The sequence below is a fragment of the Aeromicrobium stalagmiti genome (genome assembly GCF_013283745.1).
Lineage (GTDB): Bacteria > Actinomycetota > Actinomycetes > Propionibacteriales > Nocardioidaceae > Aeromicrobium > Aeromicrobium stalagmiti.
In genome coordinates this window covers 235,041-252,205 of record NZ_JABSTZ010000004.1, presented here as the reverse complement: position 1 = coordinate 252,205, position 17,165 = coordinate 235,041, and the positions used below count along the sequence as shown (strand labels likewise).

The following is a 17,165-nucleotide window of genomic DNA, read 5'->3' as shown; positions in this document are numbered from 1 at the left end:
GACTGCCCGATCAGTTGAACACGCCACCGAACGACGGCATGGGCGGGCTGAGCACGCGACCGACGCCACTGAGCACGTCACCCGTGGTCTCGAGCACGTCTCCCGTCGTCTCCGCGATCTTGATGGTCGTCCCGGCGATCTCGACGGTCGTCTCGACGAGCTTGTCGCGTCCGGCCTCCAACGCCTCGTTGCCGTAGTGCTTCGCCTCGTCCTCGAGGTAGTCCTTCGCCATGTCACGGGCGTCCTGGGTGCGACCGTCGATCGAGTCGGGATCGTGACCCACGGTGACGTCGGCGATGTTGTCGAGCGACGAGCTGCCCGGGTCGAAGTACGACGTGTGGTTGTTCAGGCCCGTGCCACCGATGTCCTGAAGGTGGAAGTCGTCACCGTCACCGACCTCGATGCGATCGGCACCGAAGTCAGCCTGTGACGGGTCCGGACCGAGCCCCACCCGGCCGTCGCCGCCGAGCCACGTGACGAAGTCGTTGTCACGCGAGCCCACGTAGACGTGACCGTCACCCATGTTGAGGTCGCTGACGTCGTTCGCGTCACCCCCGGCGCCCGGGCTGCCCAGCAGCACCAGGTCGTCGGCGTCGAGGCCGTCATGCGCTGCGTGGGCCGCCGTGGTGGAGCCGTAGCTGTGGCCGATCACCGTCAGGTGCGACCGGTCGCCGGTGTCGGAGGCCCGCAGCCCGTCCACGAAGTCCGACAGCCGGCGCCCGCCTGCCTCGGCGAACTGCTCGTTGGAGACCATGCCCATGTCGAGCGCGTTGAGCGGGTCCTTGAAGTCGCCCGGGTCGAAGTCGGGCGAGTTGTAGCCGATCCACGCGATCGTCGAGTTGGACGAGTCGGGGTCCTTCATGCCGGCCTCGACGAGCAGGTCCAGGGCGCTCTGGCCGTTGGACGACACCGAGGCACCGGTGTTCATGATGCCCGGGACGATGACCGACGTGTTGTCGGCCGTGTCGGGGTTGCCGTACGCGACCGCTGCCGCGCCGTCGCCGAGGAACGCCGTGGGGTCGTAGACCATGAGGTTGCTGTCGACGGGCAGACCGGTCGACGGATCGGTGACGGTGCTGCCCTGCTCGAGCGCCTTGCGTGCGGCCTCGGCGTTGTCGAGCAGCTGCCGCTGGTCGTCGGGCAGCTCGCCGCGGTCCTTGAGGTCGTGCAGCCGGTCGAGGTCGCGGGCGAGGGACGTCCGGTTGGCCTCGTCCCGGTCGTCGACGGGGATGCCGTCGGTGTTGCCGACCAGACCGGGGTTGTCGATCTTGAGCGCCTCGCGCTCCGCCGGGGTGAGGCGCATCCACCAGGCGTTGGCGGCCTCGGGGTCGTCCTTGACCCGCTCGAGCTCGCGGTTGAGGGCGTCCACGTCGGGGCGCCCGGGCGCGAGGCTGAGGTCTCGACCCTCCCCGACGGTGTCCGCGGAGCGGAACGCGGCGATGAGGTCGTCCTCGTTGCTCGTGATCCGCTCCTGCCACGCGACCACCCGCTCCTCGAACCGGTCGACCCGGCGCTTGAGGGCATCGGCCTGCTGCTGCAGCTCCGGCTCGTCCTCGACCTTGGACCGGCCGATCGTCGACATCAGGGTGTGGATGTCGGTGTTGATGACGGAGCGGTCGTTGATCAGGTCGATCCGGTCGCCGGCGAGCACCGAGAGACGGTTGACGTAGGTGTCACAGGCCTTCGCCGCCACCTCGAAGGCGGCGGTCACGCCGTCGGTCGCCGCGCTGAACGTCGTCATCGCATGGCTCGCGGCCTCGGACGCGTCGCCCGACCAGCCGTCGGGTGCCCCGCGGTCGCCGGACCACTCCGTCACGTCGGCGGTCTTGGTGGCGGTGGCGCGCAGCTGGTCCGTGACGGCCTTGGCGCCTTCGTCGGCCTCCATCTCGGGGATCGGCGCGATCTCTCCGGGCACGTGGACGGTCATGGTGTCTCCGGGTTGAGCGGTGAGCCGTACGGAAACGGCGAGATCGGATCCACCGGCTGCAGGAAGGGCGAGGTGGGCTGGCCCGGCTGCAAGAAGGGCGAGGACGGGGCCGGCTCGAGCCCTCGGTCGTCCCACGGCAGGAGCTTCTGCAGCTCGGCGACGGCGGTGTCGTCGGCGCGCTGGTAGCTGGTGGCGGCGGCGCGCAGGGCGTCGGCGTGTCCCTCCGCCTGGGCGATCCGCTGCTGGATCTCGGTGCGCCAGGTCTCGAGGAATGTCTCGGCCGGGCCCGCGACACGCGGGCCGAGCAGGGCGGTGTCGACCCGGTTGAGGCTGGACCGGGCCTGGCTCAGCGCCTCGCCCTGGTCGTCCCACCCGGTGGCGGCGTCGTCGAGCGCCTGGGTCCACACGGTGAAGCTCATCGCAGCACCTCGTCAGCCGCCTCGATCGTCCCGGGCGCGGCCACGACGGGCCTGGAATCGAGCCGCAGGTCGATCGACCCGGCGACGACCTCCGCCTCGATCACGTGGCGACCGTCGCCCGCCACGATCCCGGCCGGGCGGTCGAGGGCCTGCCGGGCGTCCCAGCCCTGGGCCAGCAAGGTGTCACCGATCGTGCGCAGGAGCGGGACCGCCTCCCCGTCGGGGATGCCCCGCAGGGCCGCACGGGCCACATAGGTGCAGACGAACGGCGAGTCGGCGGCGCGCCACCCGTCGTGCCTGGCATCGGGCTGCGGCTGTCCGATCGCGGCGAGCAGCTCGTCGAGCGCCGTGCGGGCGGCTCGCGCGACCGCGACCACCTCGTCCACGGGGGCAAGGGCCTGGTCGGGTGGTGTGGCCTCGATCGGGGGAAGGATCACCAGATCGGCATCCGGGTGACGCTCGCGCAGCACCCGGAAGAACGGTTCGCCCCCGACGACGCCGTCAGCGACGCGTCTCATGAGACAGACCGTAACAGCGTCTCACCTGTCGCACACCTGGGGTCAGGACGTGCCGTTGAGCACAGCGGCGTACTTCTCCACCGGTGTCTCCCGCATCGCATCGGCGTCGGCGCTCGAGTACGTCTGGCACTCGGAGTCGACGGAGAGGCGCCGGATGAACGTCCCTCCCGCGATCGGGCTCCCCCCGCTCGCCAGCACCACCACCGTGGTGCCGCCGGTGGTGCCCTTGACCGTCTGGTCGTCGTCGACCGTCACGTCGAACCCGGCGTCGGTCAGGACCGCCTTGATGGCATCGGCCGCCTCGGCGTCGTCCTGGACCTGCGAGTGGAGCTCGCCCCGCACGGAGTACTGCTGGAACTGCGGACCGACGCCACACTCGACGAACTCGCCCCGCACGGCCGGGAACTCGCCCTCTACGGCGGAGGCGAGCTCGGGCAGCACGGTGCCCATCACGTCGTCGACGGACGACTTCACCGACTTGTAGGACCCCTGGCCCGCCACGTCATCTCCCTCACTACCGTCGCCGGACGACCCGCACGCGCTGACCAGCAGCAGGACCCCGAGGACGCTCATCAGCACGCGTCTCATGCTGACGACCGTAACAGCGTCAGCGCTGGGCGACAGCCGACGCCTCTCGCGTCAGCAGGTGCTGGACGCACGCACCGCCGGCGACGAGGCCGGCCGCCTGAGAGGTCAGGATCGACGACATGGGCATGGGCAGGTCCCGGTGGTGGGCCGCGTCGCCCGCCGCGAACACACCGGCGACCGACGTCGACTGGAACGCGTCGACCCTCACGCAGCCGGAGTCGTTGAGATCGAGGCCGAGCTGCTCCGCGAACGGCGCCGACTGGCTGAACGACGGCGCGACGAACATGCCGTCGACGTGGATCGTCGAGTCGTCGAGAGTCAGGTCGAGCCCGCCCCCGATCCGCTCGACACGCTGCACCCGTCCGCCGACGGGGACCAGCTCGGCGCCGATGCGCGTCAGCATCGCGGTCAGCCGGTCGAGGTGCGGCCCCTCGACGTCGAGCGCGACCCGGCCGCGCGCGAGCTCGTGGCCGTGGCAGAAGGGGCAGTGCGCCACCTCCTTGCCCCAGGCCTCGGCCAGGCCGGGCACGTCCGGCAGCGCGTCACGGACCCCGGTGGCGAGGACCACGGTCGCCGCACGCTCGGTGGAGTCGCCGATCGTCACGACGAACCCGTCACCGTCGGGCTCGACGCGGTCGGCCGCCACCTCGCGCACCTCGACGGTGTCGTAGGCGGCGAGGTCGGCGCGCGCCAGACGTCGGAGCTCGGCGGGTGCGATGCCGTCGTGCGTGGCGTAGTTGTGGGCGTGCTCGACCGTGCCGTTGCGGTAGCGGCCCGAGTCGAGCAGGAGGACGTCGCGGTGCATGCGTCCGAGGGTGAGGGCGGCCTGGAGGCCGGCAGGCCCGCCGCCGATGACGATGGTGTCGTACGTGGTCCTGGCGGGCAAGGAGGTGAGGTGATCCATGGTGAGTCCTTTCGCTGTTTGCATGTGCACCCATCGTGTGAGTTCATGTCAACATGAAGTCAAGTTCTGACCCGGCGCAGCTGCGATCCATCGGCGACACGGCGACCCGATTCGGTCTGGAGACGCACGTCCTGCGGCACTGGGAGGACAAGGGCCTCCTGGCGCCGGCGCGGGACGGCGCGGACCGTCGCCTCTACGGCGACGACGACCTCGTGCGCATCGCGGTGATCCTGCGCAGCAAGGCGGCGGGCATGAGCCTCGAGCAGATCGCGGTCCTGCTCGACGACGACCACGGGCCGAAGCGCCACGCCGTCCTGCAGGAGCACATCGCCGAGCTCGACCGACGCATGGAGGAGATGCGGCTCTCGCGCGCGATGACGGTGCACGCGTTCGAGTGCGAGGCGCACGACCTGACCCGGTGCGAGGGCTTCCGGGCCACGATCGTCGACGTCCTCGCCGGCACCAGCGTGTGGCCGTCGCAGATTCCGATCGCGCCCGACGGGGCTTGACCAGATGCTCAGTCCACCCTGATCACACCGTGACCCCACCGATACGAGCGGCGTTAGCGGGCTGGGACGTCATCGACCTGCCGACCCGTCAGGCGCTGCCGTATCGGCGGTTGCGGGCGGCGTACTCCTCGATGGCTGCCCAGAGCGCCCGACGGTCGACGTCGGGCCACGCGATGTCGCTGAACACCATCTCGGCGTAGGCCGACTGCCACAGCAGGAAGTTGCTGGTGCGCTGCTCGCCCGACGTGCGCCAGAACAGGTCGACGTCCACCATGTCGGGCTCGTCGAGGTAGCGCGCGAACGTCTTCTCGGTGATCTTGTCGGGGTTGAGCCGTCCGGCCGCGACGTCGCGGGCGAGCGCCGACGCCGCGTCGGCGATCTCGGCGCGACCGCCGTAGTTGACGCACATCGTGAGCGTCAGGACGTCGTTGTCGCGGGTGAGCTCCTCAGCGGTCTCGAGCTCCTTGATGACGCTGCGCCACAGCCGCGGCCGTCGGCCCGCCCAGCGGACCCGGACGCCCAGCTCGTGCATCTCGTCGCGGCGCCGACGGATGACGTCGCGGTTGAAGCCCATCAGGAACCGCACCTCGTCGGGCGAGCGCTTCCAGTTCTCGGTCGAGAAGGCGTAGGCCGAGATGGCCTTGACGCCGATCTCGATGGCTCCCTCGACGACGTCGAACAGCGCCGCCTCGCCCATCTCGTGGCCGGCGGTGCGGGGCAGGCCTCGCTGCTTGGCCCAGCGGCCGTTGCCGTCCATGACGATCGCGACGTGACGCGGGACCTGGTCGATCGGGATGCTCGGCGGCGTGGCACCCGACGGGTGCGGCACGGGCCGGCGGACGGAGCGCTTCATCGGTCCACGTGGCTGAGCGAGCGCAGGCCCCGCTCGAGGTGCCAGGAGAGATAGGCGCTGACGATGCTGCTGGCCTCGCGACGCGAGCGGTCGTCCGACGTGGTGACGGTGGGCCAGTCACCGCTGAGCAGGCCGGCGAGCAGCGTGACGGTGAACGGTGAGGGCGCGGCAGAGCCGGCGACGCGGCAGTCGTCGCACAACATGCCTCCACTGGCTGCGTGGAAGTTGCGGTGGGGCCCCTCCTCGCCGCAGCGGGCGCAGCCGTCGAACGTCGGGGCATAACCGGCGATCGACAGCGCCCGCAGCTGGTAGGAGTCGAGGATCAGGCCGGGGCTCATCCGGCGCTCCCGCAGCGCACGCAGGGCACCGACGAGCAGCTGGAACTGCGCGACGGCCGGCTCGCCGTCCTCCTGCACGAGGCGCTCGGCGGTCTCGAGCATCGCGGTGCCGGCGGTGTAGGCCTCGTAGTCGAGGCCGAGGTCCTTGGCGAAGGCATTGACCGTCTCGACCTGCGTGATGATGTCGAGCGAGCGTCCCTCGGCGAGCTGGAGGTCGACGTGCATGAACGGCTCCAGCCGACCGCCGAAGCGTGACGTCGTCTTGCGGACGCCCTTGGCGACAGCGCGCACGATGCCGCGCTGGCGGGTCAGGAGCGTGATGATGCGGTCGGCTTCACCCAGCTTGTGGACCCGCAGCACGATGCCGGTGTCGCGGTAAAGGCTCACCCGTCCATTGTGCCGTGCGGCGGTGACGATTGTGCGCCACGGCGCGCAGTGGCCAGCGGCCTCAGTCGAGGCAGAGCTCGTTGCCCTCCGGGTCGTGCAGCGTGATGAACCCCTGCTCCATCCGGCCGTCCGGCTCGACCCGGTAGGCGCGCGTGGCGCCCAGCGCCTCGAGACGTGAGGCCTCGGCCTCCAGCGCCTCCATGCGGTCGTCGCCCTGCAGGCCCGGGGCCGCCCGGACGTCGAGGTGCAGGCGGTTCTTGGCCGTCTTGCCCTCGGGCACCCGCTGGAAGAACACGCGCGGGCCCGCACCGCCGGCCGGGAGGATCGCCGATCGGGAGTTCCACTCGCTCTCGGGAACGCCCCAGGTCTGGAGCGCCGCCTCCCACGACTCGAACCCCTCGGGCGGGGGTTGCAGCTCGTAGCCGAGGGCCTCGGCCCAGAACGCGGCGAGCGCCGCGGGATCGGCACAGTCGAACGTCATCTGGAATTCTCTGCTCATTGCCTCACTGTCCCGCGCGGCACCGACAGTTATCCAGTGCGAGGATCGGTGCATGGCAGTGCTGGGGGTGGACGGGTGCAGGCTCGGCTGGGTCGGTGTCGTCTGGGATGGGTCGACCCGGGTGCTGCTCGCGCCGACGATCGCCGCGCTGGTCGACCTGGCCGGACCGCTCGAGGCGGTGGCCATCGACATGCCGATCGACCTGCCCACGAACAAGCCGCGAGTGGCCGAGCAGCACGCACGGCGCCAGCTGCCCGGGCGGGCGTCGACCGTCTTCAACGCGCCGGCCGCCGCCGTGCTCGAGGTCGCCGACTACCACGACGGCAACGCCGCCAACCGGGCCTCGCTGGGCCTCGGGCTGAGCAAGCAGACCTGGTACCTCGTGCCGAAGATCCGGGACGTGCGTGACTGGCTCGAGACGGGCCCGCCGATTCCGGTCGTCGAGGCTCATCCCGAGGTCTGCTTCGCCGCGATGAACGGGAGCGTGCTGGTCGACGGCAAGACCACCGCGGCAGGCGAGGCGACCCGGCGACGGCTGCTGCTCGACCACGGTCTCGACGTGGTCGCCGAGCGTCGCACCGGGGTCGCCGTCGACGACGTCCTGGATGCCGCCGCGACAGCGTGGACGGCGCGGCGCCTCGTCGACGGCGTCGCGGAGCGGCTTCCGCCCGAGCCCCGCGACGCCCTCTCCCCCGCGATCTGGGCCTGACCCCGCCCGGGGCGGTGCACTGGCGTCCAAGATCGTCGCGCCAGTGGACGCCAACGCACCGCCCCAGGTGGGAGGTGGACGCTAGTGCACCGCCCAAGGTGGGAGGTGGACGCTAGTGCACCGCCCCGACGGAGCGCTCGGCGTCGTAGAGGGCGTACGGGTCGTGGAGCGAACGACCGAGGACTCCCTGGAGCCACGCCGCGTCACGGGCCGTGCCGTCCTGCGACGTGTCCATCGTCCCGTCACTGGTGAGGTTGGACGCGAAGATGCCCGCGGCCGACTTCGGCAGGAAGTCCTCGTAGACGATCGGCGCCAGCGCGCCGGCGTCGTCGCGCACGTAGTAGGCGAGGTCCTGGGCGTCCAGCTCCTCGTCCGTCGTCGGGAAGGCCTCGATGCCCGAGGTGTCGTAGAGCTCGCGACCCTTCGGCGTCAGCGCCACGCCCCTCGCCTCGACCTCGCCGAAGCGCACCCTCAGCTCGCCGGCCGCCACCGACCCGTCGGCCTCACGGAACGTGCGAGGCTCCGCGAGCGCCCGGAACGACGTCTGCCGCAGCAGGACGTCGGGACGATCGGTGCGCGGCGGCCCCTGGATGCGGTCGATCATCTCGATGCCCCGCTCGGTCATGCGGGCGTAGAGGCCGTCGATGTCGAGCACCCGGGGCGTCAGATGGTTGATGTGGGTCGAGGCAACGCCGCCGATGTCGGCCGCGACGCTGGAGATCGCCTCCAGACGGGCATACCACTCACGGTTGACCGGCTCGGGCGACAGCGCGAAGGCGGCCGTGGCGAGCTCGATGAACGCGTCGGCATCAGCGGGTGACAGCCCGCCGTCGGCCTCGGCCCGGTCGGCCAGCTCCAGCAGCTCCGGCGGGAACAGCGTGCGCTCCCCCAGGAACCCCCGCAGTTCTGCCTCGAGCTCGGCGTCGAAGAACCGACGGTCGTCGACGACGAGCAGCGAGGTGAACACCCGGAACGGGTTGGCGGCGAGCTCGGCCCGGTCGATCGGCCGGAACGCCGTCGACACGACCGGGATCGCCGGCGTCGCCTCGCGCAGGTCGTAGAACCCGACGGGATACATCCCGCACGCGCCGAAGATCCGGGCGACCTGCGCGAGCTCCTCGGGCGTGCCGAGGCGGATCGCACCATGCCGCTCCGCGGTGACGCGCTCGATCGAGCCGAGCCGCTCGGCGTCGTCGCGCGACGCCATGACAACGGCGTTGACCTGCTCCGACACCTCGACCAGCGTCGTGTAGGCGGGCACCTCGGAGCCATAGAGCTCCGAGAGGCTGCGGGCGAACCTCGCCCGCAGCGTCGTCGGCGAGACGGTCGACATCAGACGAACTCGACGCCCTGGGCGAGCGGGAGCTCGGTGGAGTAGTTGACCGTGTTGGTCGAGCGGCGCATGTAGGCACGCCACGCGTCGGACCCGGACTCACGCCCGCCGCCGGTCTCCTTCTCGCCGCCGAACGCGCCACCGATCTCAGCACCGGACGGGCCGATGTTGACGTTGGCGATGCCGCAGTCGGAGCCGACGACCGACACGAACGTCTCGGCCTCGCGGACGTCGAGGGTGAAGATCGAGGACGACAGTCCCTGCGCGACCTCGTTGTGCAGCACCATCGCGTCGGCGAAGTCGGTGTAGGTCAGCACGTAGAGCAGCGGCGCGAACGTCTCGGCCTTCACGATGTCGGACTGGTGGGGCATGTCGACGATCGCGGGGTGGACGTAGAAGCCGTCGCCGGCGACGTCGGCCTGCGTGCCGCCGGTGACGAGCTTGCCGCCGTCGCCCTGGGCGGTCTCGACCGCTGCACCGAATGCAGCGAACGCGGGCTCGTCGACGAGCGGTCCGACCAGGGTCGAGGCCTCCAGCGGGGAGCCGATCGGCAGCGTCTCGTAGGCAGCCTTGAGCCGCGCGACGAGGTCGTCCTTGATCGACTCGTGGACGATGATGCGGCGCAGCGACGTGCACCGCTGACCAGCCGTGCCGACCGCGGAGAACACGATGCCGCGCACCGCGAGGTCGAGGTCGGCCGACGGCGCGACGATCGCGGCGTTGTTGCCGCCGAGCTCCAGCAGCGTGCGGCCCAGACGGGCGGCCACCCGGGGGGCGACCTCCTTGCCCATGCGGGTCGAGCCGGTGGCCGAGACCAGCGGGACGCGTGGGTCGTCGACCAGCACCTCGCCGACCGTCCGGTCACCGATCAGCACCGCCGACAGGCCCTCGGGCACACCGGCACGACGACCGGCCTCGACGGCGAGCGCCTGGCAGGCCAGGGCGGTCAGCAACGTCTTCTCCGACGGCTTCCACACCACGGCGTCGCCGCACACGAACGCGAGTGCCGCGTTCCACGACCAGACCGCGACCGGGAAGTTGAACGCCGAGATGACGCCGATGACGCCCAGGGGGTGCCACTGCTCCATCATCCGGTGCCCCGGACGCTCGGTCGCGATCGTCAGGCCGTGCAGCTGGCGCGACAGGCCCACGGCCAGGTCGCAGATGTCGATCATCTCCTGCACCTCGCCGAGGCCCTCGGACACGATCTTGCCCGCCTCGATCGAGACCAGGGCGCCGAGATCGTCCTTGTGCTCGCGCAGCAGCTCGCCCAGCTCGCGGACGAACTGGCCGCGGATCGGCGCCGGCACGGTGCGCCACTGCTCGAACGCCGCGTGCGCACGGCCGATGACGTCCGCCGCCTCGTCGGGCGTGTGGGACCGCAGACGGCCCAGCTCGCTGCCGTCGATCGGCGAACGGCTCACCAGGTCGCCGTCGGGCGTGAACGGGTTGCCCGCCCCGAGGCGGTCGAGGATCTCCTGCGCGCGTGTCGCGATGTCGGTCATGGTCACACCTTTCCCTGCTCGGCGAAGTGCCGGCCGGCCTGGGTCGAGAACAACGCCTCCAGCGTGATGTCCTCCTGCTTGATGAATCCGGTCGCGGGCAGCTTGCCGTCCGCGACGAGCTCGACGACGCTCACGGCCGAGGCGGCGGTCGTCCACGAGATCGCGCGCCAGGTGCGGCCCGCGATGTCGAGCGGCTTGTAGGCACGGACGTGGTTCTCGCGGAACGGCTTGCCCGCCTTGACACCCTCGACCGCGGCGTGGATGTAGACGACGTCGTCGTTGACCGGCGGCTTGGAGTCCACCAGCATCCGGCCGACCAGCTCACGCTCCTCGCGCAGGTTGAGCTCGTCGAACAGGAAGTGCATCTGGTCGAAGTGGCCGGGGTAGCGCAGCGTCTTGTAGTCGAGGCGGTGCACCGAGCCCTCGTACGTCTCGCACATCGTGCCGAGGCCACCGGAGGTGAGCGCCGCCTCCAGCTCGATGCCTCCGATGAAGACGCGCTCCTTCTCGGTCATCGCGGGCACCATCTGACGGTGACCCTGGCGCAGCACCTCGCAGTCGTTGAGGTACTCGTTGACGACACCCTCGGGCGACCAGTTGATCGCATAGCCCAGCAGACCCGTCGGGTTCTGCGGCAGCGCGCCGACCTTGAGCTCGATCGAGCGGATCTCGTCGAACGTCTTCGCGATCGAGGCACCGATGATGCCGATCAGCCCCGGCGCGAGACCGCACTGCGGGGCGAACGCCGCGGACGGGTTGTCGGCCGCGAGCTCGATGACCCGGTTGGTCGTGGGGACGTCCTCGGTGAGGTCGAAGTAGTGGACCTTCGCGTCGTACGCAGCCTCGGCGACGTCGATGTTGAGGTGATAGGGCAGGCACGACACGACCGCGTCGACACCGCGGAGCGACTCACGCAGGCCTTCGGCATCGCGGACGTCGAGCGGCTTGACCTCGATCCCCCGCAGGCGGGACGTCCCCGCAGCGAGGTCGTCACGGGGGGCACTGTCGTAGCCGATGACCTTGAAGCCCGACTCCCCCAGCAGGTCGGCGACGAGCTCGCCGACCTTGCCGAGGCCGAACACGGCGACCTGGTTGATGATGCGCGTCACGGATCCTCCTGACGGCCGCGATGGATCGCATCGCAGCGGTGGGTGGTGCACCGACGTGTGATCGGCGTCATACGAATCGTAGCGTGCGAATATTTCATCTGTGTACCGGCTAGACGGTACACAGATGACGACCTCCGCCGATGCTCCACCGCAGGTCGGCGGGCGCTCCGTGACGGCGCGCCCGCCGCCTGTTCAGTCGACGTCGACCCAGTCGAGCGTGCGGGTGACGGCCTTCTTCCACTGCGCGTAGCCGGTCTCGCGCTGGTCGTCGGACCACTGGGGCTCCCAGCGCTTCGACTCGTTCCAGTTTTCCCGCAGCTCGTCGGTCGTCTTCCAGAAGCCGACCGCGAGACCGGCGGCATACGCCGCACCCAGGGCGGTCGTCTCGGCGACGACCGGCCGGCTCACCGACACGCCCAGGACGTCGGACTGGATCTGCATGCACAGCTCGTTGGCCGTGACACCGCCGTCGACCTTGAGGACCTCCAGGACGACGCCGGAGTCCTTCTCCATCGCCTCGGCGACGTCGCGGGACTGGTAGCAGATCGCCTCGAGCGTGGCCCGTGCCAGGTGGGCGTTGGTGTTGAAGCGCGAGAGCCCGACGATCGCGCCGCGCGCATCCGAGCGCCAGTAGGGGGCGAACAGGCCCGAGAACGCCGGGACGAAGTAGACCCCGCCGTTGTCGTCGACCTGGCGGGCCAGCGACTCGGACTGCGCCGCGCCCGAGATGATGCCGAGCTGGTCGCGCAGCCACTGCACGGCCGACCCGGTCACGGCGATCGAGCCCTCCAGCGCATAGACCGGCGGCTCGTCACCGAACTGGTAGCAGACCGTCGACAGCAGCCCGGCCTTGCTGCGGACCAGCTCGGTGCCCGTGTTGAGCAGCATGAAGTTGCCGGTGCCGTAGGTGTTCTTGGCCTCGCCGGGCGCGAAGCAGACCTGGCCGACCGTGGCCGCCTGCTGGTCGCCCAGGATGCCGGTGATCGGCACCTCGCCGTTGAACGGCCCGTCCTTGAGGGTGGTGCCGTAGGGCTCGGTCGACGACGACGGCTTGATCTCGGGGAGCATCGAGCGCGGGATGTCGAAGAAGCCCAGCAGCTCGTCGTCCCACTCGAGGGTCTCCAGGTCCATCAGCATCGTGCGGCTCGCGTTGGTCGGATCGGTGACGTGCACCCCTCCGTTGCGTCCGCCGGTGAGGTTCCAGATGACCCAGCTGTCGGTGTTGCCGAAGATCGCGTCACCCTTCTCGGCGGCCTCTCGGACCCCGTCGACGTTCTCGAGGATCCACTGGATCTTGCCGCCGGAGAAGTAGGTCGCCGGCGGCAGGCCGGCCTTGCGGCGGATGATGTCGCCGCGCTCGTCGCGGTCGAGCGCACTGGCGATCCGGTCGGTCCGCGTGTCCTGCCAGACGATCGCGTTGTAGTAGGGACGGCCGGTGTTCTTGTTCCACACGACGGTGGTCTCGCGCTGGTTGGTGATGCCCAGCGCCGCCAGGTCGCTCGCCTCGAGCCCCGCCTTCGTCAACGTCGACTGGATGACCGACGACGTCCGCTCCCAGATCTCGGTCGGGTCGTGCTCGACCCAGCCGGCGTTCGGCATGACCTGCTCGTGCTCGAGCTGGTGGCGGGCGATCTCGTTGCCGCCGTGGTCGAAGATCATGAATCTCGTGCTGGTCGTGCCCTGGTCGATCGAGCCGATGTAGTCAGCCATGGTGGTGCCTTTCGTCAGGTGCGGAGGTGGAGGTCGGCGTCATCGCGAGCCGGCGTGGTCCGAGGCGTGTGCGCGACGCTCGGCGGCCTCGTGGTCGAACGGCTGCTCGCTCGGCTCGGAGACGGTGATCGCCTCCGGCTCGTCAGGCAGGTGCCGCTCGATGACGTACGTGAAGAGCGCGCCGCCGATCAGGCCACCGACGATCGGTGCGACGATCGGCAGCCAGAAGTACAGCGGGTGGTCACCGCTGGTGCTGAACATCGCGTCACCGTAGCCCGTGATCCACGAGGCGAGGCGCGGACCGAGGTCTCGGGCGGGGTTGATGGCATAGCCGGCGTTGCCGCCGAGCGCCATGCCGATGCCGACGACGAGAAGTCCCACGACGACGGGGCCGATGTTGGCCATCGGAGGGTTGTTGACGGCGGTCGTCAGGGCGAAGATCACGAAGACCAGGACGGCCGTGCCGACCACCTGGTCGAGGAAGGCGCTCGGGATCGAGACCCCCTCGGTCGGCGAGGTCGAGAAGATCCCCTGCGTCGCGTAGGTGTGGTCCGGGTCGATCTTGGCGATCAGGTCGGCGTACGTCGCGCGGATGATCAGCGCTCCGACGAACGCGCCGACCAGCTGGGCCAGGATGTACGGCGCCACCTTGCGCCACTCGAAGCCCTTGAAGGCCGCCAGCGCGATCGTGACCGCCGGGTTGAGATGGGCGCCGGACAGTCGCGCCGCGACGTAGATGCCGAGCGTGACGCCGATGCCCCAGGCCCACGCGATCGAGTCGTGGTCGCCCGCCGCACCATCGCCCGTGACCACCTGGGCCACGACACCTGCGCCGAACAGGATGATGATCATCGTGCCGAGCGCCTCGGCAGAGAGCTCACCCCACAGAGTTGACTTCTTCATGCATTCCTCCCCCGAAGTTCTGCGGCCTCGTTGCCGCCGTGAGGAACGCTAGGCACGGATGTGACCTGCACCAAGGCCGACCGTTCGGCATCGTCGAACGCGCGACGTAGTGTGGTCGAGGTGGGGGGTCACATCCAGTCGGTCGAGCGTGCTGCCGCGGTCCTGCGCATCCTCGGCAGTGCCGGGAAGCCGCTGCGACTCGCGGAGATCGCAAGTGCCCTCGGCCTGGCGAAGGCGACGACGTTCGGCATCATCCGCACCCTGCGTGACGTCGGCTTCGTGCACCAGGACCGTGAGACGTCCGACTACTCGCTCGGGGACGGCCTGCGTGACCTCGGTCGCGCGAGCCTCGACCCGCACGACCTGCGGTCGCACGCCATGAACTGGTCTGATGCCCTGGCGTCCCGCACACGCCTCGAGGTGCTGGTGGCGATGCCGCAGCTCGACGGGGCGCGCATCGTCCACCACGTCTTCCGCCCCGACGACTCCGCGCAGGTCCTGCGCGTCGACGAGGTGCTGCCGTTCCACGCGACCGCGCTCGGCAAGGTCGTGCTGGCGTTCGCCGCCGGCATCGCCTCCCCCACCCCCGGCCTCGAGCGCTACACGCAGCGCACGTTCACCCGCCGGACGTCGTTCGACGCCGAGATGCGCGGCGTCGCCGAGCGCGGCTGGGCCACCGAGCAGGCCGAGTTCGTTCCGGGCGTCGGCGCCGTCGCCGTACCCCTGCGTGGCTTCGGCGGGCTCGGCGTGGGTGCCGTCGCCGTCTCGGGCCCGCTCGAGCGGGTGTTCCGCCACGCCGGACCCGCGATGGACGACGTCGTGTCGGCGACGCTCGAGACAGCAGTGGCGATCTCCCGGTCCCTGGGGGTGCGGCCGTGAACGGCACCGTGGTCGCGGCGATCGACCAGGGCACGACGTCGACCCGTCTCATGCTGTTCGACCGCCAGGGACGCACGCTCTCGCTCGCGCAGCGCGAGCACCAGCAGCACTTCCCGCAGCCCGGATGGGTCCAGCACGACGCCGACGAGATCTGGCGTCACGTCGGCCGCCTCGTCCCGGAGGCGCTGGAGCAGGCCGGCGTCGACGCACGCCAGGTGGCAGCGCTGGGCATCGCCAACCAGCGCGAGACGACCGTCGTCTGGGACCGGACGACCGGCCGCTCCCTCGGCCCGGCGATCACCTGGCAGGACACCCGCACGAGTGCGATCGTCGACGGCCTCGTGGCCCGCGGCGAGGCCGGTCGCATCGTCGAGACCACGGGCCTGCACCCGCACACCTACTTCGCCGGTCCGCGGCTGCGCTGGCTGCTCGACCAGCGGCCCGAGCTGCGCGAGCGCGCCGCCCGCGGCGAGGTGCTGTTCGGCACGATGGAGACCTGGCTGATCTGGAACCTCACCGGCGGCGTCGACGGCGGCGTCCACGTCACCGACGTGACCAACGCAAGCCGCACGATGATGATGGATCTCACGACGCTCACGTGGGACGACACCATGCTCGACCTGCTCGATGTGCCCCGTGCGATGCTGCCCGAGATCCGGTCCAACGCCGAGGTCTACGGCACCGCGGTCGGCCGCCTCGCGGGCGTCCCGATCGCCGGTGCGCTCGGCGACCAGCAGGCGGCCCTGTTCGGCCAGACCTGCTTCTCCCCCGGCGATGCCAAGTGCACGTACGGCACCGGCGCCTTCCTGCTGGTCAACACCGGCTCGGAGCGTCCGCGTCCCGGACGCACGGTCCTGCCGACGATCGCCTACGCCTTGGGCGACGACGCCCCCGTCTATGCCGTCGAGGGCTCGATCGCCATGACCGGCTCGCTGGTGCAGTGGCTGCGCGACTCCCTCGAGCTCATCGAGACCGCTCCGCAGGTCGAGACCCTCGCGCGGTCCGTCGACGACAACGGCGGGTGCTACATCGTCCCCGCGTTCTCGGGCCTCTTCGCCCCTCGCTGGGACCCCGGCGCGCGCGGCACGATCGTGGGCCTGACGTCATACATCCGCAAGGGGCACATCGCCCGGGCTGCGCTCGAGGCCACCGCGTGGCAGACGTGGGAGGTCGTCGAGGCGATCCGTCACGACCTCGGGCTGACCTTGGAGACCCTGCGGGTCGACGGCGGCATGACGTCCAACCACCTGCTGATGCAGTACGTCGCAGACGCCCTCGACGTCCCGGTGGAGCGACCTCTCGTGTCGGAGACGGTGTGCCTCGGCGCGGCCTACGCGGCCGGGCTCACGGTCGGCTACTGGGCCGACCTCAACACCCTGAGCCACCACCGTCACCGCGCCGCCGTCTGGCGTCCCCAGATGGACCCCGCCGTCAGGGCGCACGAGTCGTCGCAGTGGAACCGCGCCGTCGAGCACGCCCTCGGCTGGGTCCCCCAGCGCCCCCCGGCCGCTGCGCCCAGGGCAGAGCGACCGACGCGCCCACCCGAGTCCCCTTCGGTCGCTGCGCTCCCTCCCGCGACTTCGTCGCTAGGGACCGAAAGCGACCCCGACCCCGGCCGCTAGGCGACGATGCCCACCACCCCGGCCGCTAGGCCGAGGAACGAGGCCCACCACCCCGGCCGCTAGGCCGAGGAACGAGGCCGGGAGGGAGCGAGGAACGAGCGACCGAAGCGCCCACCCCAGCCCCCTTCGGTCGCTGCGCTCCCTCCCGCGACTTCGTCGCTAGGGACCGGAAGCGACCCCAACCCCGACCGCTAGGCGACGAAGAACACCACTCCGGCCGCTAGGCGACGAAGCCCACCACCCCGGCCGCTAGGCCGAGGAACGAGGCCGGGAGGGAGCGAGGAACGAGCGACCGAAGCGCCCACCCCAGCCCCCTTCGGTCGCTGCGCTCCCTCCCGCGACTTCGTCGCTAGGGGACGGAAGCGACCCCGACCCCGGCCGCTAGGCCGAGGAACGAGGCCGGGAGGGAGCGAGGAACGAGCGACCGAAGCGCCCCTTCGGTCGCTGCGCTCC

General features: G+C 70.6%; 17 protein-coding genes. 4 read left to right on the top strand and 13 right to left on the bottom strand.

From position 1 onward, the window contains the following. Positions 1-10: 10 nt before the first annotated feature. From HQK15_RS15930 to HQK15_RS15910, 5 genes are read right to left on the bottom strand one after another with little or no spacing between them, the layout of a single operon-like run. Positions 11-1,927, bottom strand: a complete 1,917-nt coding sequence (locus HQK15_RS15930) for an alpha/beta hydrolase (RefSeq protein WP_173492486.1) — start codon at positions 1,925-1,927, stop codon at positions 11-13. Then, on the bottom strand, positions 1,924-2,346 hold the full coding sequence (locus HQK15_RS15925) for a WXG100 family type VII secretion target (RefSeq protein WP_173492485.1): 423 nt from the start codon (positions 2,344-2,346) through the stop codon (positions 1,924-1,926). The genes HQK15_RS15930 and HQK15_RS15925 overlap by 4 nt, the downstream gene beginning before the upstream one ends. Beyond that, on the bottom strand, positions 2,343-2,864 hold the full coding sequence (locus HQK15_RS15920) for a hypothetical protein (protein ID WP_173492484.1): 522 nt from the start codon (positions 2,862-2,864) through the stop codon (positions 2,343-2,345). Before HQK15_RS15920 ends, HQK15_RS15925 begins: the two co-directional genes overlap by 4 nt. Before the next feature lie 42 nt (positions 2,865-2,906). Further along, on the bottom strand, positions 2,907-3,452 hold the full coding sequence (locus HQK15_RS15915) for a hypothetical protein (RefSeq protein ID WP_173492483.1): 546 nt from the start codon (positions 3,450-3,452) through the stop codon (positions 2,907-2,909). A 19-nt stretch (positions 3,453-3,471) separates the two neighbouring features. Continuing rightward, positions 3,472-4,356, bottom strand: coding sequence for an NAD(P)/FAD-dependent oxidoreductase (locus HQK15_RS15910; protein ID WP_173492482.1), 885 nt, complete (start codon positions 4,354-4,356; stop codon positions 3,472-3,474). A 53-nt stretch (positions 4,357-4,409) separates the two neighbouring features. Here HQK15_RS15910 and HQK15_RS15905 point away from each other — a divergent pair, with 53 nt between their 5' ends. After that, positions 4,410-4,865, top strand: a complete 456-nt coding sequence (locus HQK15_RS15905; protein WP_173492481.1) for a MerR family transcriptional regulator — start codon at positions 4,410-4,412, stop codon at positions 4,863-4,865. A gap of 88 nt (positions 4,866-4,953) precedes the next feature. On the opposite strand, the gene HQK15_RS15900 is transcribed toward HQK15_RS15905, so the two are convergent. The 3 genes from HQK15_RS15900 to HQK15_RS15890 all read right to left on the bottom strand — a co-directional run bounded on the left by HQK15_RS15900 (position 4,954) and on the right by HQK15_RS15890 (position 6,942). After that, positions 4,954-5,718, bottom strand: coding sequence for an isoprenyl transferase (locus tag HQK15_RS15900; RefSeq protein WP_173492480.1), 765 nt, complete (start codon positions 5,716-5,718; stop codon positions 4,954-4,956). Beyond that, a complete protein-coding gene (recO, locus tag HQK15_RS15895; RefSeq protein WP_173492479.1) occupies positions 5,715-6,443 on the bottom strand; it encodes a DNA repair protein RecO in 729 nt (242 codons plus the stop codon). Before recO ends, HQK15_RS15900 begins: the two co-directional genes overlap by 4 nt. A gap of 61 nt (positions 6,444-6,504) precedes the next feature. Further along, positions 6,505-6,942: a VOC family protein gene (locus HQK15_RS15890; protein ID WP_173492478.1), complete on the bottom strand. Its 438-nt coding sequence runs from the start codon at positions 6,940-6,942 to the stop codon at positions 6,505-6,507. Between the two features lie 52 nt (positions 6,943-6,994). On the opposite strand from HQK15_RS15890, the gene HQK15_RS15885 reads away from it, so the two are divergent. Then, entirely contained in the window at positions 6,995-7,651 is a 657-nt protein-coding gene (locus HQK15_RS15885) for a DUF429 domain-containing protein (protein ID WP_173492477.1), read from the top strand. A gap of 112 nt (positions 7,652-7,763) precedes the next feature. Here HQK15_RS15885 and hglS read toward each other — a convergent pair whose 3' ends face one another. The 5 genes from hglS to HQK15_RS15860 form a co-directional block, all read right to left on the bottom strand. Continuing rightward, on the bottom strand, positions 7,764-8,984 hold the full coding sequence (gene hglS / locus HQK15_RS15880) for a 2-oxoadipate dioxygenase/decarboxylase (RefSeq protein WP_173492476.1): 1,221 nt from the start codon (positions 8,982-8,984) through the stop codon (positions 7,764-7,766). After that, positions 8,984-10,489, bottom strand: a complete 1,506-nt coding sequence (gene amaB, locus HQK15_RS15875; protein WP_173492475.1) for an L-piperidine-6-carboxylate dehydrogenase — start codon at positions 10,487-10,489, stop codon at positions 8,984-8,986. Before amaB ends, hglS begins: the two co-directional genes overlap by 1 nt. 2 nt (positions 10,490-10,491) lie before the next feature. Then, positions 10,492-11,598, bottom strand: coding sequence for a saccharopine dehydrogenase family protein (locus HQK15_RS15870; RefSeq protein WP_367649218.1), 1,107 nt, complete (start codon positions 11,596-11,598; stop codon positions 10,492-10,494). Between the two features lie 192 nt (positions 11,599-11,790). Beyond that, a complete protein-coding gene (glpK, locus tag HQK15_RS15865) occupies positions 11,791-13,308 on the bottom strand; it encodes a glycerol kinase GlpK (RefSeq protein ID WP_173492474.1) in 1,518 nt (505 codons plus the stop codon). A 39-nt stretch (positions 13,309-13,347) separates the two neighbouring features. Beyond that, entirely contained in the window at positions 13,348-14,211 is an 864-nt protein-coding gene (locus tag HQK15_RS15860; protein ID WP_173492473.1) for an MIP/aquaporin family protein, read from the bottom strand. Positions 14,212-14,331: 120 nt separating this feature from the next. Between HQK15_RS15860 and HQK15_RS19180 the strand changes: the two genes are divergently transcribed. Both HQK15_RS19180 and glpK (HQK15_RS15850) read left to right on the top strand, forming a co-directional pair. Continuing rightward, a complete protein-coding gene (locus HQK15_RS19180; protein ID WP_173492472.1) occupies positions 14,332-15,090 on the top strand; it encodes an IclR family transcriptional regulator in 759 nt (252 codons plus the stop codon). Then, positions 15,087-16,712: a glycerol kinase GlpK gene (glpK, locus tag HQK15_RS15850; RefSeq protein ID WP_173492471.1), complete on the top strand. Its 1,626-nt coding sequence runs from the start codon at positions 15,087-15,089 to the stop codon at positions 16,710-16,712. The genes HQK15_RS19180 and glpK (HQK15_RS15850) overlap by 4 nt, the downstream gene beginning before the upstream one ends. Positions 16,713-17,165: the final 453 nt, after the last annotated feature.